This is a genomic window from Serinicoccus profundi, assembly GCF_008001015.1.
GTDB lineage: Bacteria > Actinomycetota > Actinomycetes > Actinomycetales > Dermatophilaceae > Ornithinicoccus > Ornithinicoccus profundi.
Map to the genome: position 1 here is coordinate 1,521,217 of NZ_CP042862.1, position 23,324 is coordinate 1,544,540.

A 23,324-nucleotide genomic window follows, 5' to 3' on the forward strand; every position below is an offset into this window, starting at 1 on the left:
TCCGGCATACCGGAGCAGCCGTCAGCGGAGCCCGAGCCGGCCGACCTCCGGGGGAGCGGGGGAGGGCTCGCCCACCTCGCCGAAGGGCTGCACGCCGGCCCGCCGGGTGGCGGCGGCGACCTCGGCGGCGGGGCGCCAGCGGGTCGGGAAGGCCGCGCGGGCCGCGGACCGGGTGAGGGTGACGTCGTCCAGGGGCGCCGAGGAGCAGACCAGCACGACGTTGCCGAAGCGCTTGCCCTTGTCGACCTCGCGCAGGACCAGCTGACCGACGTACGGCAGGTGCGTCTGCAGGGTCGCGCCGAGCCGTGCGACCCAGTGCAGGCCCGGCCGGTCGGCCGTGTTGACGAGCAGCAGCCCGCCCGGTGCCAGCACCCGGGCGACCTCCCGCGCCCACCGCTGCCCGGCGAGGGTGCCGGGGACCCGACCGCGGTCGAAGGCGTCGACGACGACGACGTCCGCAGACGCGTCCCGCAGGGCGGCGATGCCGTCCTCACCCGTCTGCGGCCGCACCCGGATGCGGTGGCCCCGGGGGAGCGGCAGCTCGCGGCGGACGAGCTCGGTGAGGGCGGTGTCCGGCTCGAGGACGATCTGAGGTGAACCCGGGTGCACCCGATGGATCCAGCGAGCCAGCGTCATCCCCGCCCCGCCCACGTGCGTCACGCGCAGGGGAGCGGGGTCGGGGCGCAGCGCCTCGAGCACCAGGGCCAGGTGCTGGACGTACTCGAAGACGAGGAGCAGCGGGTCGTCGGTGTCGACGTAGGACTGGGGGTGGCCGTCGAGGACGACGGTCGCGCCGCCGCGCTCGTCCCTGACGACCTCCACCTCAGATGTCGCGGAAGGTCTGGATCCGCGCGCCGAGGGCGTTGAGCCGGGTGGCGAGGTCCTCGTAGCCGCGGTTGATGACGTAGACGTTGCGCAGCACCGAGGTGCCAGGCGCGGCGAGCATGGCCAGCAGGATCACCACGCCCGGGCGCAGGGCCGGCGGGCACATGATCTCCCCGGCCCGCCACTTGGTCGGGCCCTCGATCATCACCCGGTGCGGGTCCATGAGGTGCACCTTGGCGCCGAGCGTCGTGAGCTCGGTGAGGTAGATCGCGCGGTTCTCGTAGACCCAGTCGTGGATGAGCGTCGAGCCCTCCGCGCAGGCCGCGATGATCGCGAAGAACGGCAGGTTGTCGATGTTGAGCCCGGGGAAGGGCAGCGGGTGGATCTTGTCCAGCGGCGCCTTGAGCGGGCCCGGCACGGTGGTGAGGTCGACGAGCCGGGTATGCCCGTTGGCGCTGGGGTACTCCTCCGACAGGCTGCACTCGAAGCCCATGGTCCCCAGGACGGCGAGCTCGATCTCCATGAACTCGATCGGCACGCGCCGGATGGTGATCTCGCTGCCGGTGACGACCGCGGCGGCGAGCAGGCTCATCGCCTCGATGGGGTCCTCGGAGGGGGCGTACTCGATGTCGGTGTCGATCTGGCCGACGCCGGTCACGGTGAGCGTGGTGGTGCCCAAGCCCTCGATCTGGACGCCCAGCTGCTGCAGGAAGACGCAGAGGTCCTGCACCATGTAGTTGGAGCTGGCGTTGCGGATGACCGTCGTGCCGGTGTGGCGGGCGGCGGCGAGCAGGACGTTCTCGGTGACGGTGTCTCCGCGCTCGGTGAGCACGATCGGCTTGCTCGGGGAGGTCGCGCGGTCCACCGTCGCGTGGTAGCTGCCGGTGGTGGCGGTGACGTCGAGGCCGAAGTGGCGCAGCGCGATGAGGTGCGGCTCCACGGTGCGCGTGCCGAGGTCGCAGCCGCCGGCATACGGCAGCTCGAAGGTGTCGAACTCGTGCATGAGCGGGCCGAGGAACATGATGATGGTCCGGGTGCGGCGGGCGGCCGCCTCGTCCATGGAGCCCAGGTCGATCGTCTCCGGGGGGACGATCTCCAGGTCGGAGGAGTCGGGGAGCCAGCGGATCTTGAAGCCGATGCTCGTGAGCACCTCGGTGATCCGGTTGACCTCCTCGATGCGGGCGAGGTTGCGCAGCGTCGTGCGGCCCTTGTTGAGCAGCGAGGCGCACAGCAGCGCGACGGCGGCGTTCTTGGAGGTGCGCACGTCGATGTCGCCGGACAGCTTGACGCCGCCCTCGATGCGCAGGTTCTGCGGGATCCCGGAGGAGACCTGGACGATCTCGGAGTCGAGCTTCTCGCCGATGCGGGCGATCATCTCCAGGGAGAGGTTCTGCTTGCCCTGCTCGATGCGGGCCACGGCGCTCTGGCTGGTGCTGAGCAGCTCGGCCAGCTCGGCCTGGGTGAGGTCCTTGTGGCGGCGGGCATCGCGGATGAGTCCGCCGATGCGGGACAGGTAGCTCTCGGTCATCCCACGAGTGTAGATCACATATATGAGATATGCCTGGGAGGACGACACCCGCGGCGTCGGGGTGGCGGGCATCCCCGGCGTTGCGCTCCGGCGGCGGAGCGGACCCGCACCCTAGGCTGGAGGGGTGGTGAGCCGGATCTCCGACCAGCGGCCGCGGCGTCGCGCCGCGGCTGACTCCGCTGCGCCGGACGCCGGGGTCTTCCAGCGGGCGCTCGACGGTATCAGGGGTGCCCAGCTGCGACCGGAGATGGTGCTCGAGGAGGTCCCCGCCCCCACGCGCCTGGCCCCGCACGCCGTCGCCCTCTCCGGCGAGGTCATCCCCTCCCGGTTGGAGGACGAGGACGACCCCATCGCGACGGGCCGGTTCGTCGTCCTGCACGACCCCGAGGGCCCGGAGCCCTGGGAGGGCACGTGGCGGGCCGTGACCTACGCCAAGGCCCAGATGGAGCCCGAGGTGGGCCACGACCCCCTGGCCGGACAGGCCGGCTGGTCCTGGCTCACGGATGCGCTCGACCAGGCCGAGCTCGGCTGGACCGCGGCCGCCGGCACCGTCACCTGCGTGACCTCGGAGAGCTTCGGGGCCCTCTCCGACCGCGAGCCCTCCGTCGAGCTGGAGATCCGCGCCTCGTGGACCCCGGTCCTCAGCGAGGGCGAGGAGGCCAGCGAGATGGCCGCCCACCTCGGGGCCTGGGCCGACCTGCTCTGCACGCTGGCGGGCCTGCCACCGCTGCCCGAGGGTGTGGTCGCTCTGTCCGGGGTCCGTCGCTGAGATGAGCACCGAGCACACCGACGAGGATCCCGGGGCCGACTTCGAGCGGCTGGAGGCGCCGCCCGAGGGGGTTCCCGCCGTCGTCGACACCCCCTCCGGGCTGGAGGAGGCGCTCGCCGCCCTGGCCGGTGGCGTGGGGCCGGTCGCCGTGGATGCCGAGCGGGCCTCCGGCTACCGCTACGGCCAGAAGGCCTACCTCGTGCAGCTGCGGCGCGAGGGCGCGGGCACCTGGCTCATCGACCCCGTGCCCTTCGAGGACCTCCGTGCCCTCGACGAGGCCCTGGCGAGCACCTCGTGGGTGCTGCACGCGGCCACGCAGGACATCCCCTGCCTGGCCGAGCTCGGCCTGCGGCCCCGCGCGCTCTTCGACACCGAGCTCGGGGCCCGGCTCGCCGGTCTGCCCCGGGTCGGACTCTCCGCGGTGCTGGAGTACTACCTGGGCGTGACGCTGGCCAAGGAGCACTCGGCCGTGGACTGGTCGACCCGGCCGCTGCCCGAGCCGTGGCTGCGCTACGCCGCCCTCGACGTGGAGCTGCTCGTGGAGCTGCGCGACCGCATGGAGCGCGACCTGCGCGAGCAGGGCAAGCTCGACTGGGCCGAGCAGGAGTTCGCGGCGCTGTGCGAGTTCACCGGCCCGGCCGGGAGCGAGGAGCCCGAGGCGTGGCGCCGGACCACCGGCGTGCACCGGCTCCGCAAGCGTCGCTCGCTCGCAGCGCTGCGCGAGCTGTGGCAGACCCGCGACACGATCGCCCAGGAGCGGGACGTCCCGCCCGGCCGGGTGCTGCCCGACGGCACCCTGCTGGACCTCGCCCAGCGCATGCCCCGGCAGGCGGCCGCGCTGGGCTCGGAGCGCAAGGAGAGCTCCCGGACCCGTCAGCGACGGGCCGAGCAGGGTCTCCTGCGCCACCAGCGGGCCTGGCTCACCGCCATCCGGACGGCGGCGGAGCTGGACGAGGAGGAGCTGCCCGAGCCCTCCCGACGCGGCGACACCCCACCCCCGCCGCGGGCGTGGGCCGAGCGCGACCCCGAGGCGGCGGAGCGCCTGACCCTCGTGCGCGCGGCCCTGGCCGAGCTGTCCGAGCGGCTCGAGATCCCGGTGGAGAACCTCATGACCCCCGACGTCGTCCGCCGGGTGCTGTGGACGCCGCCGGAGGAGCGGACCGCTCAGGCGGTCGACGAGCGGGTCGCCGAGCTCGGTGCCCGCCCCTGGCAGCGCGAGCTGGTCGTGCCGATCCTCGTGCACGCCCTGACGACCCAACCCTCCTGACACCCCACCGAGCGCCGCAGATGGTCGCTCTCACCTTCACCGGGCGTCGCAGATGGTCGCGCTCACGCTCACCGGGCGTCGCAGATGGTCGCTCTGGCCCTCACCGAGCGTCGCAGATGGTTGCTCTCACCCTGACCGGGCGCCGCAGATGGTCGCTCTCAGCGGGCCGAGATCTCGTGCACCAGCTCGACGACGCGGGTGAGCACGGTGGGGTCGGTGTCCGGAAGGACCCCGTGACCGAGGTTGAAGACGTGGCCCGGCGCCTGCCGCCCCTCCTCGACGATCTCGCGCACCCTGGCCTCCAACGCCTCCCACTGGGCGAAGAGGAGGGCGGGGTCGAGGTTGCCCTGCACGGCATACCGTCCGCCGGTGCGCTCGATCGCGTCGGTGAGGCTGACGCGGTAGTCGACGCCGATGACGTCGGCGCCGGCCTCCGCCATGGCGGGCAGCAGCTCCCCGGTGCCGACGCCGAAGTGGATGCGCGGCACCCCGAGGTCGGCGACACCCTCGAGGACCCGGCGGCTGTGCGGCTCGACGTGGCGCAGGTAGTCCGCCCGCGACAGGTGCCCCGCCCAGGAGTCGAAGAGCTGCACCGCGCTGGCGCCGGCCTCGGCCTGGACCCGCAGGAAGGCGCCGGAGATCTGCGCCAGACGCGCGCACAGGTCGCTCCACAGCTGCGGGTCGCCGTGCATGAGCGCCTTGGTGCGCTCGTGGTTCTTGCTCGGCCCGCCCTCGACGAGGTATGACGCGAGGGTGAACGGCGCGCCCGCGAAGCCGATGAGCGGGGTGGCCCCGAGCTCGGCGACGAGCAGCCGGACGGACTCGGTGATGTCGGGCACGTGCTCGGGGGTGAGGGCGGGCAGGCGGTCGAGGTCGGCGCGGGTACGGATGGGCTCGGCGATGACCGGCCCGGTGCCCGCCACGATGTCCACGTCGACGCCGACCGCCTGGAGCGGCACGACGATGTCGCTGAAGAAGATCGCGGCGTCCACGCCGTGGCGGCGGACCGGCTGCAGGGTGATCTCGGTGACGAGCTCAGGGGTCCGGCACGACTGGAGCATCGGCACGTCCTTGCGCACCTCGCGGTACTCCGGCAGCGAGCGACCGGCCTGCCGCATGAACCACACCGGGGTATGCGGCACCTCCTGCTGGCGCGCGGCGCGCAGGAGGGGGCTCGCGGCGAGGTCGGCGGCGTGGTCGAGCGTCGGGGAGGCGGGGGAGGTCACTCCTCAAGTGTGTCACGCTGCGGCGCGCTCACCCGGCGCCGGCGGCGACGGGCCCACCACAGGGCGGGGACGGCGAGCGCGGCCGCGAGGAGGAGGAAGGGCAGCAGTGCGCCGGCGAGCGTGAGCACCACCGTCACCGAGGAGGTGAAGGCGTCCCAGCCCTGCTGGAGCCCCGCGACGAAGCCGGTCTGTGGGCCGGTGTCGGCCAGCGCGTCGGACTCCTCGGCGAGGTGCAGCGTGATGGTCGAGCGGGCCACGTCGTCGGAGAGCACCTGCATCCGGGCCTTCAGCGCGTCCAGCTCGGACTCGCGGGTGGACAGCTCGCGCTCCAGGCTGGCGATCGAGGCGACGTCCGGCGCCTCCTCGATGAGGTCCCGGAGACGGTCTGCGCCGGCCTCGAGGGTGGCGATGCGCGCCTCGACGTCGCGGTACTCCGTGGTCACGTCATCGGCGCTGCTCCGGCTGCCCTGCACCTGGCCGAGCTCGCCGAGGCTGGTCATGACCGGGTCCAGCTCGGCGGCCGGGACCCGGATGACCAGGGAGCCGTAGCCCGCCTGCTCCGGCGTACCGGGTCGGACGTCCTCGGAGGAGAGGTAGCCCCCGGCGCCGGTGGCGACCGCCCGGGCCCGGGTCACCGCGGCGGGGACGTCCTCCACGAGCACGTCCAGCTCCACCCGGTGCACCATGAGCGGCGCCTCGCCGTCCGCCGAGACCGACCCCTCGTCGATCGCCGCGGCCGCATCGGCCGCCTCGCTGCCTCCGGCCTCCTCGGGGGCCGCGTCCTCGCCGCCACCGGCGGAGTCGTCCTGGGCGTAGTCCGCAGCAGCCTCGCTCCCGGCATCCTCGCCGCTGGTGCTGGTGTCGGCCGACGAGCACCCGGCCAGCAGGAGCAGAACCGCCAGGGCCACCGCGATGATCCGCGTCATGAGACCTCTCCCTCTCGTGTCGCCGCAGGCCGAGCGCCTGCCGGTCGATACGGGTGTGACGGAGCTGCCGACCGAGGTCGTTCCCGCTGTCGCGGTCACGATCGGGTCACGATCCCCCTGGGTCCTCGTCCGACGGGGGTGAGACGCTGGACGTATGACGTCCACCCTGGTCATCGGCGGCGGGATCAGCGGTCTCGCAGCGGCGCTCGCGCTGTTCGACGCGGGCGGGGGACGGGCGGCGGGCGAGGAGGTCGTGCTCCTGGAAGGGAGCGACCGCGTCGGGGGCAAGCTGCGCGGGGAAGAGATCGCCGGCCTCCGGGTCGACGTCGGGGCCGAGGCCATGCTCGCCCGCCGGCCCGAGGGCATCGATCTCGTCGGACGCGCCGGGCTCGCGGACGACCTCGCCCACCCCACGGCGGCCCGGGCCCAGGTGTGGAGCCGTGGCGCGGTACACCTGCTCCCGCCCCGCACCCTCATGGGCGTGCCCGCGGACCCCTCGGCGCTGGGTGGGCTCCTCACCGACGGTGAGGTCGCGCGCGCCCTCGCGGAGGTCCCGGTGCCGCTGGACGGCGAGGACGTCTCCGTCGGTGACCTGGTGGGTGACCGGCTCGGACCGGCCGTGGTCGAGCGACTCGTGGAGCCGCTTCTCGGTGGGGTCTATGCCGGGCACGCCGGCTTGCTGTCGGCGCGCGCTGCGCTCCCCGCGCTGCTGCGGGCGGCGGCGGACGGCGAGCGTCTGCAGGACGCCGCGGGGCGCCTGCTCCCTGCCCCCACCGACGGCACGCAGTCGGCTGGTGCGTCCCCCGTCTTCGCCGGGGTCAGCGGCGGTCTGCACCGACTGCCCGAGGCGCTGGCGCAGACCCTCCTGTTGGCCGGGGTCCGCATCGAGACAGGGGTGGTCGCGCGTGAGCTGCGTGCGCTCCCCGGGGGAGGCTTCGAGGTGGTGACAGGGCCGCGGCCGAGCCCCACGGCATACCTCGCCGACCGGGTCGTGCTCGCGCTGCCGCCGGCGCCGACCGCGCGCCTGTTCGGCACCCTCGCGCCCGGCGCGGCACGCCTGCTCGCGCAGGTCGAGACGGCGTCGATGGCCGTGCTCACCTGGGCGTTCGACACGGCCGCGCTGGGCGAGCTGAGCGGGTCCGGGATCCTCGTGCCGCCCGCCGACGGGCGCACCATCAAGGCCGCGACCTTCAGCGCCACCAAGTGGGAGTGGGTGCGCGAGCTGGGCCGGGGTGCGGGGCCGGACGGACGGGACCTCACCCTGCTGCGTGCCTCGATCGGGCGGCACCGCGAGGAATCGACGCTGCAGCGGCCGGATCAGGAGCTACTCGCCGCGGCCGCCGCCGACCTCGGCGAGGCTCTCGGTCGGCCGCTGCCAGAGCCCGTGGACGCCCACGTCCAGCGCTGGGGAGGGGCGTTGCCGCAGTATGCCGTCGGCCACCTCGACCTCGTCGACGCCGTGCGCGCCCAGGTCGAGGGCGTGCCTGGTCTCGCCGTCTGCGGGGCGGCCTACGACGGGGTGGGCATCCCGGCGTGCATCGCCTCGGCCCGCCGTGCCGTCGCCCAGGTCCGCCAGGGACAATGAGGGCATGGCCGACTACTCCCACCCGAGTTCCGAGCAGGCCGAGGAGATCAACGCCTCGATCCGCTACGCCGCCTACTCCGTCTTCCGCGCCACCACGCCGCTGCCCCGCGGCGAGGAGCGGGCCGCGCTGGCGACCGAGGTCGAGGACCTCTTCGCCGCGCTGGAGACGGAAGGGCTCATCGTGCGCGGCGTCTACGACGTCTCCGCCCTGCGCGCCGACGCCGACCTGCTGATCTGGTGGCACGCGGAGCGGGTGGAGACCGTGCAGCGCGCCTACCAGCGGCTGCGGCAGACCCGCCTCGGCCAGCACCTCGACCCGGTCTGGAGCAATGTCGCCATCCACCGGCCCGCCGAGTTCAACCGCGGCCACGTCCCGGCCTTCCTCTCCGGGTCCGGCCCCAAGGGCTACCTCTGCGTCTACCCCTTCGTCCGGTCCTACGACTGGTACGTCATGGATGCCGCGGACCGCTCCCGCATGCTGCGCGAGCACGGGGAGGCCGCCCGGGACTACAAGGACGTCCTGGCCAACACCCTCGCGAGCTTCGCCCTCGGCGACTACGAGTTCCTGCTCGCCTTCGAGGCCGACGAGCTGCACCGGATCGTCGACCTCATGCGCGAGCTGCGCAACACCGAGGCGCGGCTGCACGTGCGTGAGGAGATCCCCTTCTTCACCGGCCCCCGCGTCGAGGTGGCCGACCTCGTGGCCTCCCTGCCCTGACCTGTCCCCGGGGTGCCCGCTGCGCGGCGTGCGAGGGTGAGGGTATGACGTCTGCGCGTATCGGCATCCTCGGCACCGGTTCACTGGCGGCGGCGATCGTCACCGGACTCTCCCGCGACGTCACCGACCCGCCGGAGATCGTCCTCTCGCCCCGCGGGGCGAGCACGAGCGCCCGGCTCGCGGCGGAGTTCGCCCAGGTGCGGGTGGCCGCCGACAACCAGGAGGTCGTGGACGAGAGCGGGACGGTGCTGCTGTGCCTGCGCCAGGGTGACCTGGGGGTGCTGGACGGGCTGACCTGGCGCGCGGAGCAGACGGTGGTCAGCGCCGTCGCGGGGCTGGGGCACGAGGAGCTGGCCCGGGTGGTCGCGCCCGCGGCGCAGGTGGCCCGTGCGGTCCCGATCATGGCGGTCGCGACGCGGACGTGGGCGACGCCGCTGCGGCCCGCGCTGCCCGGTGCGGCGGCCGTCTTCGAGCGCACGGGAGGAGTACTTCCGGTCGAGACCGACAAGCAGTTCGACGCCATCTACACCGGGCTGGGCACCATCGCGCCGCTCTTCGACTACCTCGCGACGATCGAGGCCTTCCTCGTCGACCACGGCCTGCCGTCGGACGGTGCCAGAACCCTTGTCGCGCAGAACATCTCGGCGGCCCTGGGGCCGCTGGGCGAGGCGTCGGCGCCCGACTTCGCCGAGCTGGTGCGCGAGCACGCGCCGGTGGGAGGCGGCAACGACCAGCTCGCCACCCTCCTGCGCCAGTCAGCGGTGCCGGGGCAGACCCGCGCCGCCCTCGACGAGGTCTTCCGGCGCCAGACCTCCGGCCGGTGGGCCGAGGCGGGCGGCAACGGCTCGCCGTGAGCGGCGGGCAGGCTCAGCCCTGCTTGGGCTCCAGCGTCATCGCGATGCTGTTCATGCAGAAACGCTGGTCGGTCGGGGTGTCGTAGCCCTCGCCCTCGAAGACGTGACCGAGGTGGGAGCCGCAGGAGGCGCAGCGGACCTCGGTCCGGGTCCGGCCGAGCGAGTCGTCCTGGAGGTACTCCACACGGTCCTCGGCCAGCGGGGCGTAGAAGCTGGGCCAGCCGCAGTGGCTCTCGAACTTCGTCTCGCTGCGGAAGAGCTCGACCCCGCAGGCGCGACAGGCGTAGACGCCCTCGGTGGTGGTGTTGGTGTACTCCCCGACGAACGGGCGCTCGGTGCCCGCCTCGCGAAGCACGGCATACTCCGCCGGGCTGAGCTGCTCGCGCCACTCCTGCTCGGACTTCGCCGCCTGGTAGGACTTGGCGTCGTTCTGGGTCGCGTCGGTCGCGGGGGTGCTGTGGTGATGGGCCATGTCTGCGTCAACGAACGAGTCGCCGGATTGCTTCCGTCCGAGACGGAGGTTTCTCGACCCTCGCCCACGAACGTCTGTCCAGAACGCCAGGTCGGGGCGGGGCGGGCGCTAGATTGCACGGTATGCCTGCCGCAGCGACGATGGTGACCGCCCCCGGCCCGGACGGGAAGGAGCGGGAGGTCCGGCTCTCCAGCCCCGACAAGGTGGTCTGGCCGGCCACCGACCACGGTGCGGCGATCACCAAGGCCGACCTCGCGGCATACCTGGAGGCCGTCGCCGAGCCGATGCTGCGCGCGCTGGGCGATCGTCCGGTGACGCTGCAGCGGGTGCGTGGCGGGATCGAGGGGGAGGAGTTCTACTCCAAGAACCCGCCCAAGGGGGTCCCCGAGTGGTCGCGGACGACGATCTGCACCTACCCCTCCGGGCGCAGCCACCCGCAGCTGGTCATCGACGACGGCGACCTCGCGACCCTGCTCTGGACGGCCCAGATGGGCACCGTGACCTGGCACCCGTGGCCGGTGCGCTCCGGTGACAACGACCACCCGGACGAGCTGCGCATCGACCTCGACCCCCAACCCGGCCGGGCGTTCGGCGACGTCGTCGAGGCGGCCCGCGGTCTGCGTGAGGTGATGACCCAGGCGGGCCTCACGCCGTTCGTCAAGACGACGGGCAACCGGGGGGTGCACGTCTTCGCGGCGATCGAGCCGCGGCTGGAGTTCCTCGAGGTAAGGCACGCGGTCATCGGGCTGGCCCGTGAGCTCGAGCGGCGCAGCCCCGACCTGGTCACGACGGCGTGGTGGAAGGAGGAGCGGGGCAGCCGGATCTTCGTCGACTTCAACCAGGCGACCCGTGACCGCACCCTCGCCGCCGCGTGGAGCACCCGGATCCTGCCCGGCGCACCGGTCTCCGTGCCGGTCACCTGGGAGCAGCTGGGGGAGGTGGACCCGACCGCCCTCACGCTGCACACGGTCCCCGACTTCCTCGCCGAGCACGGAGACGCCTGGGCGGGGATGCACGAGGAGCCCGGGACGATCGACGGGGCCTACGCCCTGTGGGAGGCCGACCTCGAGCGGGGGCTCGGGGAGCTGAACTTCCCACCCGACCACCCCAAGATGCCCGGCGAGCCGCCGCGGGTGCAGCCATCCAAGAAGGTGGCCGGGCACTGGGACGAGCACGGCAACCGCATCGAGGGCTGACCCACGGTCACACCCAGCCGCGGGGACGGCCGCTAGGCGGAGGTCGTCGCGAGGTAGAGCACGCCGTCGCCCTCCACGGTGAGCGTGCGCGCGCCGTCGGTGAAGCAGGCCTCGCCGCGGAGCAGGGTCAGGTCGAGGCCCTCGCTCCGCAGCCGTACCTCAGCGTCTAGGGCGAGCCCGACGGAGGGGCCGGCGGTGCTCACGGTGGCGGGGGCCGCGGCCCGCAGCACCTGGAAGGCGACGTCGTCGCCGCCGGGTCGGTGCGGCGGACGGTATGCCGTGACGCCCGGTCCGACCGGCGTAGGGGCCAGGCGCGGGGTAGGGCCCGGGGTGGTGTCGAGGATGCCCAGCAGCTCGACGGTGTCGACGTGCTTGCCGGTGAGCCCGCCCCGGAGCACGTTGTCGCTGGGGCCCATGACCTCGACCCCGAGGCCGGAGAGGTAGGCGTGGATCGTGCCTGCGGCCAGCCACACGGCCTCACCACCCGCCAACGTGACGCGGTTGAGCATGAGCGCCACGAGGATCCCGGGGTCTCCCGGGTGGTGGGTCGCGAGCAGCTGCACCAGCTCGCCCTCGGCCGTCCCCATGCCCGTCGGCGCGGCGGCCGTGACCTCCGCCACCAGCTCATCGACGAGCTCCTCGCCCGAGAGCAGCCACGCGAGGGCGTCCCGGCACGCGGCCGCGGGGTCCGGGGCGCCGACCAGGAGCGAGCGCCAGTGGGCCAGCCCGGCGGAGGGCCGCCCTGCGTCGAGCCGATCAAGGAGGTCGACGGTCTCCTGGAGGGGGCGGAAGCCGCACAGCGCGTTGAAGCCGTCCTCGACCGCCAGCAGGACCTCCGGCTTGGCGTGCGGGTCGCGATAGTTCCGCTCGGGCGCGTCCCGGGCCACGCCGTCCGCCTCCTCGCGGGCGAACCCGGCCCTGGCCTGCTCGGGGTCGGGGTGCGCCTGCAGCGACAGCGGGGCCCCGGCGGCGAGGAGCTTCATGAGGAAGGGCAGCGAGGTGCCGGTGGCGGTCTCCCAGGCAGACAGGTCCGCCCACGGCATGTCCGCCGAGGTCACCGCGCTGGGGGAGGAGGGGTGTGCGCCCAACCACAGCTCCGCCTCGGGGCCGGTGCCGGGGACCTGCCCGCGGGCCGTGGTGATCCCGCCCGTCCGCCCCCAGGCGTAGTCCATGACGGCGCCGTCGATCCGGACCGTGCTGCTCATCGCTCCACCCTACTGAGGCGCACCGACACCGTGCGCGGGGACGACGGCATACCCGACGTCTGTCGGCACCATCGGGCACACTGGCCCCGTGGACCTGCCCGTCATGCCCCCGGTCAAGCCGATGCTCGCCAAGCCCGCGGCGGCGCTGCCGCAGGGCTGGCTCTACGACCCGAAGTGGGACGGCTTCCGCTCGATCGTCTTCCGCGACGGTGAGGAGGTCGAGCTGGGGTCGCGCAACGAGAAGCCCATGACCCGCTACTTCCCCGAGCTCGTCGAGGCGATCCGGGCCGAAGTGCCGCAGCGGTGCGTCCTCGACGGGGAGATCGTCGTGTCCTCACCCGGCGGGGACCGCCTCGACTTCGAGGCCCTCGGTCAGCGCATCCACCCGGCCGACTCGCGCGTGCGGATGCTCAGCGAGGCGACGCCGGCGGCCTTCGTGGCCTTCGACCTGCTCGCCCTGGGCGAGGAGGACCTCACCGGTATGCCGTTCCGCGAGCGCCGCGCCCGGCTCGAGTCGATCCTGCCCGCGGTCAGCGCGGGCTCGGTGCACCTGTCGCCGCTCACCGACGACCTCGACCTCGCGATGCGGTGGTTCGTCGACTTCGAGGGGGCCGGGCTCGACGGCATCATCGGCAAGGACCCCGAGGAGACCTACCAGCCCAACAAGCGCGTCCTCACCAAGCTCAAGCACACCCGGACGGCCGACTGCGTGGTCGCCGGCTACCGCACCCACAAGTCCAGTGAGGAGGCGATCGGCTCGCTGCTGCTCGGCATCTTCACCCCGCAGGGGCGGCTGGCCCACGTCGGGGTGTCGTCCTCGTTCACGATGGCGCGCCGCCGCGAGCTCTTCACCGAGCTGCAGCCCCTGGTCACCGGGTTCGAGGGCCACCCGTGGGACTGGGCCGCGCACGCGCAGGCCGACACCCCCCGCAAGAGCGAGGGGTCGCGCTGGGCCGCGGGCAAGGACCTCTCCTTCACCCCGCTGCGCCCGGAGCGGGTGGTGGAGGTGAAGTACGACTACCTCGAGGGTGACCGGTTCCGGCACACCGCGCACTTCCTGCGCTGGCGCGAGGACCGCGAGCCCGAGAGCTGCACCTACGACCAGCTCGACCAGCCGGTCGACTTCCCGCTGACCGACGTGCTCGGTGCGCCGGTGACCGCAGCTGCCGACCTGGGCGAGGGGCCGCGGTGACGGGGCGGATGACGACGACCGCCGGTCGGGCCGCCGCGGTCGGCACCGCGGTGGCCGGCGGGGCCGCGCTCGGAGGTGCGGTCTCGATGGGCACGGCGACCTACTTCGCCCACCGCGTCATCACCCCCGAGCACGAGAAGAAGGACGACGTCACCGTCGTCTCGACCGACCGGCAGGCCGGGACCATCACCCTGCGTGCCGACCCCCAGACCACCTCGCAGGGCCGCTACGGTCTCTGGCTGGACGGCGGGGTCGGGCACGCCCGGATCGGGGAGGTCCTCGAGCCCGCCCACGAGGAGGAGGGCGGCAGGTCGGGCCGTCGCCACACCGTGGTCACCCGCGAGCTGCTGGGGGTCGACCTCGGGGAGCCTGCCCCCGGCCCGGCCCGGTGGAACAAGTACTTCTACTGCGGCGACCCCGGCTCGGCCCTCGGGCTGGAGCACGAGGACGTCGTCGTCACCTCCGACGTCGGGGACCTGCCGACGTGGAGGGTGCCGGGGGCCCGGACGGCCGGGGTGCACCAGGACGACTGGGCGATCCTCGTCCACGGGCGCAGCGCCCAGCGCGGGGAGACCCTGCGGGCCGTGCCGGTGCTGCACCGGCTGGGCTACACCTGTCTGATCCCGATGTACCGCAACGACATCGGGGCCCCGCCGTCCTCTGACGGTCGCTACAGCCTCGGCCTCTCGGAGTGGCGCGACATCGACGCGGCGATGAGGTATGCCCTCGCCCACGGCGCCCGACGGATCGTCCTCATCGGCTGGTCGATGGGCGGCGCGATCGTGCTCCAGGCGCTCAACCGCTCCGACGTGGCCCACCGCGTGCAGCGGGTGCTGCTCAACGGCCCGGTCATCGACTGGGGATCGGTGCTGGCGCACCAGGCCGACCTGCACTTCATCCCGCGGCCGGTCGAGCAGCTGGCCCGAGGTCTGCTGCGCAGCAAGGCCTCCCGGCACCTGCTGCGCGTGGCTGAGCCGGTGGACGTGGCGGCCACCAACTGGGTCGACCGGGCCGAGGAGGTCACGCACCGGATGTTCATCATCCACTCGGCGACCGATGAGACGGTGCCCTTCGGCCCGTCGCAGGACCTCGCTCGTCGTCGTCCCGGCCTCGTGCAGACCTTCGTCTGGCCGCAGGCGCGGCACTGCCAGGAGTGGAACACCAACCCCTCGTTGTGGGAGGACCTCGTGGCCTCCTTCGTGCGATGACGGCCGGGCGGGGAGGCTGCGGATGAGCGGCGCGCAGGTGCGCTCGGGCCGCGGGCCGCTGAGCGAGGAGCAGCTCGACGAGTGGTATGCCGTGCCACCCATGCGCGAGGGCGACGTGTGGGTGCGCGGCGGCTTCATCACGACCCTCGACGGCCGGGCGACCGGTCCCGACGGCAGCAGCGGCAGCCTCAACGAGGGGTCGGAGGGCGACCATGCGGCCTTCGGGACGCTGCGGCGCTGGGCGCAGGTCGTGGTGGTCGGGGCCGGGACCGCGCGCACGGAGGGCTACGGCCCCCTCGAGGGCCCCACCCTTCTCGTGGTGACCCGCGGTGGTGACGTGCCCGAGTCGCTCTCCGATCACCCGGAGGTCCTCGTCCTCTCGGGCGAGGGCCAGCATGTCACCCCCGACCGGGTGCGGGAGGTCTGCCTCGAGCACGGCTGGAGCCGGGTCGTGCTGGAGGGCGGTCCTGAGCTCTTCGGTGCGTGGGTGACCGACGGCGCGGTCGACGAGCTGTGCGTGACGGTGCGCCCCGTCCTGGCAGGTGGTGACGGGCCGCTGCTGACCCCGCCCAGCACCTCGTTGGAGGCTCCAGCCGGTGAGCTGACGCACCTGCTCGAGTGGGATGGCGACCTGCTGCTGAGGACGCGTCTGCGCTGACGGGCGCCCTGGCTTCTGCCAGACTGCGCTGATGGCCAAGAAGTCGAAGAAGTCGAAGGCGAAGACCACGTCGAAGGGCGTCAAGGGCACCGTCGAGGCGCCCGCCCCCGTCACGGGCAAGGCGCCGAAGGGCAAGGGCAGTGGCAAGGCCCAGGGGAAGGCGTCGAAGAGCACGGAGTCGAAGAACGCGACGCCGAAGAACGCGACGCCGAAGAACGAGGTGGCAGCGAAGGCCGCGCCGGCAGGCGGGACGTCATACACCGAGGCGCTGCGGGTGGGGGATGGGGTCGTCCTGGCGGACCTCGACCCGCGCTCCACTCCCGCCTTCGACGGCGACAAGCAGGCGGGCAAGGAGGCGTTGGCCGCCGCCGACGCCGAGCTCGACACCCTCCAGGAGCAGCTCTACGCCGAGTCCAGGGCCGGTGGCCGCAAGCGGGTGCTGCTCGTCGTCCAGGGGATGGACACCTCCGGCAAGGGCGGCATCATGCGCCACGTCGTCGGTGCCGTCGACCCGCAGGGGGTGGAGCTCACGGCCTTCAAGGCACCGACCGCGCAGGAGAAGAAGCATCCCTTCCTCTGGCGGATCCGGCAGGCGCTGCCGGGCCCGGGGATGATCGGGGTCTTCGACCGCTCCCACTACGAGGACGTCCTCATCGTGCGGGTCCACGACCTCGTGCCGCCCGGCCAGTGGCGGCGTCGCTACGCCACGATCAACGCCTTCGAGGAGAAGCTCGCGGCCGACGGCGTGACGATCATCAAGGTCATGCTGCACATCAGCCCGCAGGAGCAGAAGGCGCGCCTCGCCGAGCGGCTGGAGCGGCCCGACAAGCACTGGAAGTTCAACCCCGGTGACCTCGACGAGCGCGAGTTCTGGCCCGACTACCAGGAGGCATACCAGGCGCTGCTCGAACGGTGCAGCACCGAGCACGCCCCGTGGTTCGTCGTGCCCGCCGACCGCAAGTGGTATGCCCGGCTCGCCGTCCAGCAGCTGCTCCTGGAGCACCTGCGCGGGCTGGACCTCGCGTGGCCGGAGGCCGACTTCGACGTCGCCGAGCAGACCGAGAGGCTCGCCGCCTCCGAGGTGTGAGCCTCAGTCGGCGTTGAGCTCGGGCTGCGGCGTCGCCTGGAGCACGACGACCGCGCGGGCCGGGACCTCGTGGGTGCCGCCGGTCTCCCAGGGGATGTCGTCGTCGAGGTCGTCACCACTGGTGTCGACGACCACCTGCCAGGTCGGGGTGTTCATCCCGTCGGGCACGGTGAAGTCGACGGCCTCGTGGTGGCCGTTGAAGAGCAGCAGGAAGTGGTCGTCGGTGACCGGGCGGCCACGGTCGTCGCGCTCGCTGATGGCCTCGCCGTTGAGGAAGACCATGACGGCCTGCTCGTGGCTGTGCCAGCGCTCCTCGGTCATCACCGCGCCGGCGGGGGAGTACCACTGGATGTCGCCGAGGTCGCTCTGCCCGCCGTGCTCGGCGTCGCCGAGGTAGAAGCGGCGCCGCCGGAAGGCCGGGTGCTCGCGGCGCAGCTCGATGAGCCGGGAGGTGAAGTCGAGCAGCTCGGTCTGGTCGGGGTCGAGCTCCCAGTCCATCCAGGCCAGCTCGTTGTCCTGGGCGTAGACGTTGTTGTTGCCGTGCTGGGTGCGGCCCATCTCATCGCCGTGGGCCAGCATGGGGACGCCCTGGCTGAGCATGAGGGTGGCCAGGAAGTTCTTCTGCTGCCGCAGCCGCAGCGCGCGCACCTGCGGGTCGTCGGTCGGGCCCTCGACGCCGCAGTTCCACGACCGGTTGTGGCTCTCGCCGTCGGCGCCACCCTCGCCGTTGGCGTCGTTGTGCTTGTCGTTGTAGGACACGAGATCGGCGAGGGTGAACCCGTCGTGCGCGACGACGAAGTTGATCGAGGCATACGGGCGTCGTCCGCTGTGCTCGTAGAGGTCGCTGGAGCCGGTGATCCGGGAGGCGAACTCGCCCATCGTGGCCGGCGCGCCGCGCCAGTAGTCGCGGACCGTGTCGCGGTACTGGCCGTTCCACTCGGTCCACAGCGGGGGGAAGTTGCCGACCTGGTAGCCGCCGTCGCCGAGGTCCCACGGCTCGGCGATGAGCTTGACCTGGGAGATCACCGGGTCCTGCTGCACGATGTCGAAGAACGCGGACAGCTTGTCGACCTCGTGGAACTGCCGGGCCAGGGTGGCGGCCAGGTCGAAGCGGAAGCCGTCGACGTGCATCTCGGTCACCCAGTAGCGCAGGCTGTCCATGATGAGCTGCAGCACGTGCGGCGAGCGCATGAGCAGGCTGTTGCCGGTGCCCGTGGTGTCGTAGTAGTGCGCCTTGTCGAAGTCGACGAGCCGGTAGTAGCTGGCGTTGTCGATGCCGCGGAAGGACAGCGTGGGGCCGAGGTGGTTGCCCTCGGCGGTGTGGTTGTAGACGACGTCGAGGATGACCTCGATGCCCGCCTCGTGCAGCGTCTTGACCATCGACTTGAACTCGGTGACCTGCTGGCCGCGGTGGCCGTAGGCGGAGTAGGCGTTGTGCGGGGCGAGGAAGCCGATGGTGTTGTAGCCCCAGTAGTTGCTCAGGCCCTTGTCCTGCAGGTGCGGGTCGTTGACGAACTGGTGCACGGGCAGCAGCTCCAGCGCGGTCACGCCGAGGCTGGTGAGGTGCTCGATGACGGCCGGGTGTGCCACGCCGGCGTAGGTGCCGCGGATCTCCTCCGGCACCTCGGGGTGGTTCATCGTCAGGCCCTTGACGTGCGCCTCGTAGATGACGCTGTCGTGGTAGGCGTGCTTGGGCGGTCGGTCATGACCCCAGTCGAAGAACGGGTTGATGACGACCGAGGTCATCGTGTGCAGCGCCGAGTCGTCGGTGTTGTAGGAGGAGGGGTCGCCGAAGTCGTAGGCGAACAGGCCCTGGTGGCCGCGGATCTGCCCCGCGATCGCCTTGGCGTAGGGGTCGAGCAGCAGCTTGTGCGGGTTGAACCGGTGACCCGCAGAGGGCTCGTAGGGGCCGTGCACGCGGTAGCCGTAGCGCTGCCCGGGCTGGCAGTTGGGGACGTAGCCGTGCCAGACGTGCGCGTCGACCTCGGTCAGGGGGATCGTGGTCTCGATCGCGCGGTCGTTGACGAGGCAGAGGTCGACGCCGGTCGCGTGCTCGGAGAAGAGGGCGAAGTTGGTGCCGCGGCCGTCGAAGGTCGCGCCCAGCGGGTATGCCGAGCCGGGCCAGAGTTCCATCGGGTGGTCGGGCCTTTCTGTTGCAGGTGTCACGGGGGAGGGCTGACCGCGTTGTCACCAGCACTCCAGTGTAGGGCTCGGCCCCGTCCCGGCGGGGAGGCCGGCCCGGCACGCCTCCCGGAGTTCTGCGCAGCCTGGGGCTAGCGTGATCGCTGTGACTGTGGTGGACGCGACGTTCCGGCGGCGTCTGCGCCGGGTGATCGCCCCCGTCCCCGGCGCGGTGCCCTTCGTGCGGCTCTCGGCGGAGACCGCGGTCGTCGCCTTCCGTTACCGCGCCACCGGGCTCGCCGCCGAGGCGGCCTTCTTCACCCTCCTGTCGCTCCCACCGCTGCTCGTGGCTCTCGTGGCGGGCGCCGGCTTCGCCTCGGAGTGGCTCGGCCCGCAGACGCTGCTGCGGATGAGCAGCGCCCTGGAGCAGTGGTCGCTGACCTTCCTCACTCCCGAGGCGGTCGAGCAGGTCATCATGCCGACCTTCGAGCAGACTCTCACTGCGCGCCGCGGTGACTACCTCTCCGTCGGCTTCCTCATCGCCCTGTGGTCGGGGTCCCGGGCGCTGCACATCTTCCTCGACGCGATCTCGATCATGTATGGACAAGGGGGCGCCCGCGGACCGGTGGGGGCCCGCGTGCTCTCGCTCACGGCATACCTCGCCTCGATCGTGGTCATGGGCCTCACGCTGCCGCTGCTGCTCATCGGACCGGGCTACCTGCTGCGCTGGCTGCCGACCGAGCTCGACCTGCTCGTCGAGCTCTACTGGCCCCTCGTGGGCGTGCTCGGCATCGTCAGCCTCACGGGGCTCTTCCACGTCTCGACCCCGGTGCGCTCGCCGTTCTGGCGTGACCTGCCCGGAGCGCTGCTGACGATCGTCTTCTGGGTCATCAGCTCGATCCTCATCCGGCGGTGGGCCGAGATGGCGGCCGGCGGCTTCTCCGTCTTCGGGCCGCTCACCGCCCCGATCATCCTCATGGTCTACCTCTACTTCCTCTCCTTCGCGGTGCTCGTCGGCGCCTCGCTCAACGCGGCGATCCGCCGCCTCTGGCCGCCGCCGGAGTACCGCGGGCCCAAGGCGCGGGTCAACGAGTGGTGGGAGGAGCGGCGGGCGACGCGGGACGCCCGACGGGCCTCGCGGCGGGCGGAGCTCGCGGCTGACGCCCCGACGGATGAGGAGGAGGAGCGTCGGATCGCGGCCATGGACGGCATCCCGGGCCCGCGATGACACGGACGGCGGGGGAGATTTGGAACCGCGCGAGACGTCGGCTAATGTTTCTTCTCGCGCCGCTGGTGACAGCGGAGCAGGCGGATGTAGCTCAGTTGGTAGAGCGCAACCTTGCCAAGGTTGAGGTCGCCGGTTCGAGCCCGGTCATCCGCTCTGAGGCAGCACCACCATATGCCTCACGGTGGAGTGGCCGAGTGGCGAGGCAGCGGCCTGCAAAGCCGTATACACGGGTTCGAATCCCGTCTCCACCTCGCACACGCGGTCCCCACCGCGTAGGGACGATTGGCGCAGCGGTAGCGCGCTTCCTTGACACGGAAGAGGTCACTGGTTCGATCCCAGTATCGTCCACCAGTACAACAAGCCCCTGACCAGCACATATGCCGGTCAGGGGCTTTGTCGTGGGCGAACGCCTCAGTCCCGTTCGTCTCTGACGTCTGCGAAGCTCGAGACCTCCCACCGCAGGATGGCGATGGCCTGGTCGGTATTCGCGAGCCAGCGGTCACGACTGTCCGGCGCGTCCCATTGACCCTCGAGGTCGCAGTGAGCCTCCCAGTACTCGTAACAGGACTGCAGTCGCTCCGTGAGGTCTGGCGACAACTCGTAGTCGCTGGGTTCCATGGCGTACTTGTCGGTTCCGTTCTCCCACAGCGGCCACGCGTGCCCGTAGTCGAACATGAACCGCACCACCCGCGCCATGCCGCATTCTGGCACAGCGGCAGAAGCGAGCTCCTCGGCGGAACTTTCGTCCGAATCCGCGCGTACCGCCCATGGTGAGGGCGTTGCGAGCCAGTCGATCGAAGTGAGCCATCTGCGGATGTCCGCGGCCGGGTAAGTGTTCGTCAAAGGAGCGGCCTGCGGTGAGTGGCCCGAGGCTTATGCGACGGCGTGGAAGGTGAGCTTGAGGCCTAGTGCCTCTGAGACCCTCAGCACGGTGGACCAGGTGGGATTGCCCTGGTCAGACAGGGCCTTGTAGAGCCCGTCGCGGCTCATCCCGACTCGGCGGGCCAGTTCGCTCATGTTGCCCGAGCGGGCGATGACTCCGAGGGCGCGGGGCACTGCACTGGGGTCCTCAGCCGAATCTTCCAGAGCGATCTGCAGGTAGGCCGCGACGTCGTCGATGTCGGCGAGGTAGTCGGCGGGCTCGAAGCGGGTGTATTTCTCAGTGGTCATGATCGTCCTCCGTCGCGTGCCACTCGGCAGCGAGCTGGTGCGCCTTGGTGATGTCGCTCTGCTGCGTCGACTTGTCGCCTCCGCAGAGCAGGAGCAGCACACGGTTGCCGCGTTGTGCGTAGTAGACCCTGGAACCGGGTCCCTAGGTCAGCCGAAGTTCCAGGACGCCCTGACCGACCGTCTTGACGTCGCCGCCGCTGCCGTGGGCGAGGCGGTCGATCCTGGTCAGGATCCGCAGGCGTCCCTGTCTGTCCTTCAGCTTGCGCAACCACCGGTCGAAGTCGTCGGGTAGTGAAGACGTCGACCATGTGTCGACTATAGTCGACACCGCTATGGCCCTCCAGGTCTCGATCTGGGGCGCCCTCGACACGCTGCGCGGCATGTCAGATTGTTGCCGGTTTGATCTCGAAGAGCTCGCAGTCGGTGTCCATGTATCTCGTGGTCTGGCCGAGGTGGCGCATGCCGACCCGGCGGCAAACGGCCCGTGAGGCGGCATTGTCGGGGTGAGTGACGGCGATGATGCGGCGCTGCCCCCGGGCAAGTGTGTCAGTGATGATCCAGATGCCGTGGATCGGGTGATCGCTGATGCGTCGTCGGCGACCGATAGATGCCAGCGCGTCGTCTCGTGAGTCGAGCGTGGACGGGTCAGCCCCCAGGTAACGCACGACGTCCCAACGCCCTTCGAGGTTGAGCAGGAAGTCGACATCATCGGGCTCCCACGGTCGCAGGATCAGCCGGGCGGTGGTGATGGTCCTCATGGGCGCAACGTACGCGGAACAAGTTCAGCCGTCACTCGATTTCCGGGGGGCGGTCTGAAAGAATCGAGCATGCCTTGGAAGCCACCGCCCGCAGAGGCATGTGATGCGCGTCTTGACCCGTTCCGTGATCGCGCAGGGCTCGTGCTCGAAGATGGCGGAGTGGAGTACGCACGTGTCTACCTGGAGGCGGAGACGTTCTTCGGCCTGAACTAGAGCAGGACATCGCTGAGTTCAAGGCTACATGTTGTTCGCCGATGACTGGCTCAGCGGATGTTTCCAGTACGTAGGCGTCGAGTACCACGTCGTATGGCTGAGCAGGGAGGAGTCTCGACGGGTCCGGGATGAAACCTTCGACCCCTCGCCGGACTGATGGGCCACACTCGCAGCGGCAGATGGCGCGTTTATCCTCGGTGGAGGTGGCATGGGGCTGCCGAGAGCCGGACTATGCGAGCGAGGCCCACCCCCCAGGCGGTCTGCTGGGCGGGTGTCATACTGGGGCGATGCTTGTGCTGCTGTTCGGGCCTCCCGCTGTCGGAAAGATGACGGTAGGCCGTTCAGTCGCTGCGAACAGTTAGTTCCGCTTGTTCCACAACCACATGACGATCGAACCGCTCCTCGAGACCTTCGGCTACGGGACCCCGCCCTTCAACATTCTCAATACCGAGTTCCGACGCCGCGTGTTAGAGGAAGCCGCCCAGCATGACATCGATCTGATCTTCTCCATCGTCTGGGCGCCCGACTCCCAGGACGATCTAGCGGAGATCGCCTCGTACATCAGCATCTTCGAGAACGTTGCCTTCGTAGAGCTGCGGGCAGATCTGAACACGCGGTTGCGGCGTAACTGTACGGACGAGCGACTCCTGCACAAGGCATCGAAAAGAGATGTCGAATGGTCGGACGACAACGTGAGGCAGATGGAGACCGACTGGCAGATGACCTCTGTCGATGGTCACGGCGTGGCCAGCGAGCTCCTCGCTCAGCACCCACACTTAGTTCTGGACACGGTTGGCGTATCGCCGGCGGAGTCCGCCGCAAGAGTCATCGAGTGGGTCAACGCCACACGCGAGACGCCCATCAGCTGAACTCGGACGCGTGGAGATCCGAGATTCGGCGCGTAAGCGCGGGATCGTGGACGAGGAGATCGAGCACGCGTGGCTGAACGCGATGAGAGTGGTCGAATACGAGTACGCCGGTGAGGACCGGCTGCTGGTGATCGGAGCAGACCAGCATGGCCACCTGCTTGAGCTCGTGGCAGTGCCCGCAGGTGAGCCGACCCGGATCATCCACGCAGATCGGCTGAGACCGAAGTTCTATGACTACCTGAGGTGAGG

The 23,324-nt window shown here is 71.3% G+C and carries 24 protein-coding genes and 3 tRNA genes; 16 read left to right on the forward strand and 11 right to left on the reverse strand.

Going from position 1 to position 23,324, the window contains the following annotated elements:
* Positions 1 to 21: 21 nt before the first annotated feature.
* The gene (locus FA582_RS06935) at positions 22 to 822 is read right to left on the reverse strand and encodes a spermidine synthase (RefSeq protein WP_010146871.1); all 801 of its coding nucleotides are present in this window, start codon (positions 820 to 822) and stop codon (positions 22 to 24) included.
* 1 nt (position 823) lies between these two features.
* Complete coding sequence (locus FA582_RS06940) at positions 824 to 2,353, reverse strand: helix-turn-helix domain-containing protein (RefSeq protein ID WP_010146870.1); 1,530 nt, start codon at positions 2,351 to 2,353, stop codon at positions 824 to 826.
* A 124-nt stretch (positions 2,354 to 2,477) separates the two neighbouring features.
* Between FA582_RS06940 and FA582_RS06945 the strand changes: the two genes are divergently transcribed.
* Together FA582_RS06945 and FA582_RS06950 are read left to right on the forward strand one after the other, a co-directional pair.
* Positions 2,478 to 3,122: a DUF3000 domain-containing protein gene (locus FA582_RS06945; RefSeq protein WP_010146869.1), complete on the forward strand. Its 645-nt coding sequence runs from the start codon at positions 2,478 to 2,480 to the stop codon at positions 3,120 to 3,122.
* 1 nt (position 3,123) lies between these two features.
* On the forward strand, positions 3,124 to 4,389 hold the full coding sequence (locus FA582_RS06950) for a ribonuclease D (RefSeq protein ID WP_010146868.1): 1,266 nt from the start codon (positions 3,124 to 3,126) through the stop codon (positions 4,387 to 4,389).
* Between the two features lie 158 nt (positions 4,390 to 4,547).
* On the opposite strand, the gene hemE is transcribed toward FA582_RS06950, so the two are convergent.
* A complete protein-coding gene (hemE, locus tag FA582_RS06955; protein ID WP_010146866.1) occupies positions 4,548 to 5,615 on the reverse strand; it encodes a uroporphyrinogen decarboxylase in 1,068 nt (355 codons plus the stop codon).
* Positions 5,612 to 6,541: a DUF4349 domain-containing protein gene (locus FA582_RS06960; protein ID WP_010146865.1), complete on the reverse strand. Its 930-nt coding sequence runs from the start codon at positions 6,539 to 6,541 to the stop codon at positions 5,612 to 5,614. The genes hemE and FA582_RS06960 overlap by 4 nt, the downstream gene beginning before the upstream one ends.
* Positions 6,542 to 6,695: 154 nt before the next feature.
* Between FA582_RS06960 and hemG the strand changes: the two genes are divergently transcribed.
* The 3 genes from hemG to FA582_RS06975 are packed head-to-tail and all read left to right on the forward strand — an operon-like array spanning position 6,696 to position 9,698.
* Complete coding sequence (gene hemG, locus FA582_RS06965; protein ID WP_010146864.1) at positions 6,696 to 8,126, forward strand: protoporphyrinogen oxidase; 1,431 nt, start codon at positions 6,696 to 6,698, stop codon at positions 8,124 to 8,126.
* A gap of 4 nt (positions 8,127 to 8,130) precedes the next feature.
* Complete coding sequence (hemQ, locus tag FA582_RS06970; RefSeq protein WP_010146863.1) at positions 8,131 to 8,844, forward strand: hydrogen peroxide-dependent heme synthase; 714 nt, start codon at positions 8,131 to 8,133, stop codon at positions 8,842 to 8,844.
* A gap of 44 nt (positions 8,845 to 8,888) precedes the next feature.
* Positions 8,889 to 9,698 (forward strand): NAD(P)-binding domain-containing protein, encoded by an 810-nt coding sequence (locus FA582_RS06975; protein WP_010146862.1) that lies wholly within the window; start codon positions 8,889 to 8,891, stop codon positions 9,696 to 9,698.
* Between the two features lie 13 nt (positions 9,699 to 9,711).
* Here the strand turns inward: FA582_RS06975 and msrB are convergent, their stop codons facing one another.
* Positions 9,712 to 10,170: a peptide-methionine (R)-S-oxide reductase MsrB gene (gene msrB, locus FA582_RS06980; RefSeq protein WP_010146861.1), complete on the reverse strand. Its 459-nt coding sequence runs from the start codon at positions 10,168 to 10,170 to the stop codon at positions 9,712 to 9,714.
* Between the two features lie 122 nt (positions 10,171 to 10,292).
* Here msrB and ligD point away from each other — a divergent pair, with 122 nt between their 5' ends.
* Positions 10,293 to 11,366, forward strand: a complete 1,074-nt coding sequence (ligD, locus tag FA582_RS06985) for a non-homologous end-joining DNA ligase (protein WP_010146860.1) — start codon at positions 10,293 to 10,295, stop codon at positions 11,364 to 11,366.
* Positions 11,367 to 11,398: 32 nt separating this feature from the next.
* Here the strand turns inward: ligD and manA are convergent, their stop codons facing one another.
* Positions 11,399 to 12,571, reverse strand: a complete 1,173-nt coding sequence (manA, locus tag FA582_RS06990; RefSeq protein ID WP_010146859.1) for a mannose-6-phosphate isomerase, class I — start codon at positions 12,569 to 12,571, stop codon at positions 11,399 to 11,401.
* Between the two features lie 88 nt (positions 12,572 to 12,659).
* On the opposite strand from manA, the gene FA582_RS06995 reads away from it, so the two are divergent.
* The 4 genes from FA582_RS06995 to FA582_RS07010 are packed head-to-tail and all read left to right on the forward strand — an operon-like array spanning position 12,660 to position 16,716.
* A complete protein-coding gene (locus FA582_RS06995) occupies positions 12,660 to 13,763 on the forward strand; it encodes an ATP-dependent DNA ligase (RefSeq protein ID WP_010146858.1) in 1,104 nt (367 codons plus the stop codon).
* An 8-nt stretch (positions 13,764 to 13,771) separates the two neighbouring features.
* Positions 13,772 to 14,971, forward strand: coding sequence for an alpha/beta hydrolase (locus FA582_RS07000; RefSeq protein WP_010146857.1), 1,200 nt, complete (start codon positions 13,772 to 13,774; stop codon positions 14,969 to 14,971).
* A gap of 22 nt (positions 14,972 to 14,993) precedes the next feature.
* Positions 14,994 to 15,629: a dihydrofolate reductase family protein gene (locus FA582_RS07005; protein WP_010146856.1), complete on the forward strand. Its 636-nt coding sequence runs from the start codon at positions 14,994 to 14,996 to the stop codon at positions 15,627 to 15,629.
* Between the two features lie 31 nt (positions 15,630 to 15,660).
* Positions 15,661 to 16,716, forward strand: a complete 1,056-nt coding sequence (locus tag FA582_RS07010) for a polyphosphate kinase 2 family protein (protein ID WP_010146855.1) — start codon at positions 15,661 to 15,663, stop codon at positions 16,714 to 16,716.
* 3 nt (positions 16,717 to 16,719) lie between these two features.
* On the opposite strand, the gene glgX is transcribed toward FA582_RS07010, so the two are convergent.
* Positions 16,720 to 18,849, reverse strand: a complete 2,130-nt coding sequence (gene glgX / locus FA582_RS07015) for a glycogen debranching protein GlgX (protein WP_010146854.1) — start codon at positions 18,847 to 18,849, stop codon at positions 16,720 to 16,722.
* Positions 18,850 to 19,003: 154 nt separating this feature from the next.
* Between glgX and FA582_RS07020 the strand changes: the two genes are divergently transcribed.
* The 4 genes from FA582_RS07020 to FA582_RS07035 all read left to right on the forward strand — a co-directional run bounded on the left by FA582_RS07020 (position 19,004) and on the right by FA582_RS07035 (position 20,416).
* Positions 19,004 to 20,065 (forward strand): YihY/virulence factor BrkB family protein, encoded by a 1,062-nt coding sequence (locus tag FA582_RS07020; RefSeq protein ID WP_158640861.1) that lies wholly within the window; start codon positions 19,004 to 19,006, stop codon positions 20,063 to 20,065.
* An 80-nt stretch (positions 20,066 to 20,145) separates the two neighbouring features.
* Positions 20,146 to 20,218, forward strand: a tRNA-Gly gene (locus FA582_RS07025).
* A 27-nt stretch (positions 20,219 to 20,245) separates the two neighbouring features.
* A tRNA-Cys gene (locus tag FA582_RS07030) sits at positions 20,246 to 20,316 on the forward strand.
* Between the two features lie 25 nt (positions 20,317 to 20,341).
* Positions 20,342 to 20,416: transfer RNA gene (locus tag FA582_RS07035), tRNA-Val, on the forward strand.
* Between the two features lie 60 nt (positions 20,417 to 20,476).
* Here the strand turns inward: FA582_RS07035 and FA582_RS07040 are convergent.
* From FA582_RS07040 to FA582_RS07055, 4 genes are all read right to left on the reverse strand, one after another.
* On the reverse strand, positions 20,477 to 20,740 hold the full coding sequence (locus tag FA582_RS07040; protein WP_141567526.1) for a hypothetical protein: 264 nt from the start codon (positions 20,738 to 20,740) through the stop codon (positions 20,477 to 20,479).
* A 198-nt stretch (positions 20,741 to 20,938) separates the two neighbouring features.
* The gene (locus tag FA582_RS07045) at positions 20,939 to 21,235 is read right to left on the reverse strand and encodes an addiction module antidote protein (RefSeq protein ID WP_010146851.1); all 297 of its coding nucleotides are present in this window, start codon (positions 21,233 to 21,235) and stop codon (positions 20,939 to 20,941) included.
* A 142-nt stretch (positions 21,236 to 21,377) separates the two neighbouring features.
* Positions 21,378 to 21,617: a hypothetical protein gene (locus FA582_RS17515; RefSeq protein ID WP_338093017.1), complete on the reverse strand. Its 240-nt coding sequence runs from the start codon at positions 21,615 to 21,617 to the stop codon at positions 21,378 to 21,380.
* A 1-nt stretch (position 21,618) separates the two neighbouring features.
* Positions 21,619 to 21,993: a GNAT family N-acetyltransferase gene (locus FA582_RS07055; RefSeq protein WP_010146850.1), complete on the reverse strand. Its 375-nt coding sequence runs from the start codon at positions 21,991 to 21,993 to the stop codon at positions 21,619 to 21,621.
* 596 nt (positions 21,994 to 22,589) lie between these two features.
* Between FA582_RS07055 and FA582_RS07060 the strand changes: the two genes are divergently transcribed.
* Together FA582_RS07060 and FA582_RS07065 are read left to right on the forward strand one after the other, a co-directional pair.
* Positions 22,590 to 23,075: a hypothetical protein gene (locus FA582_RS07060; protein ID WP_010146849.1), complete on the forward strand. Its 486-nt coding sequence runs from the start codon at positions 22,590 to 22,592 to the stop codon at positions 23,073 to 23,075.
* Positions 23,076 to 23,121: 46 nt separating this feature from the next.
* Positions 23,122 to 23,322, forward strand: coding sequence for a hypothetical protein (locus FA582_RS07065; protein WP_238705467.1), 201 nt, complete (start codon positions 23,122 to 23,124; stop codon positions 23,320 to 23,322).
* Positions 23,323 to 23,324 lie beyond the last annotated feature (2 nt).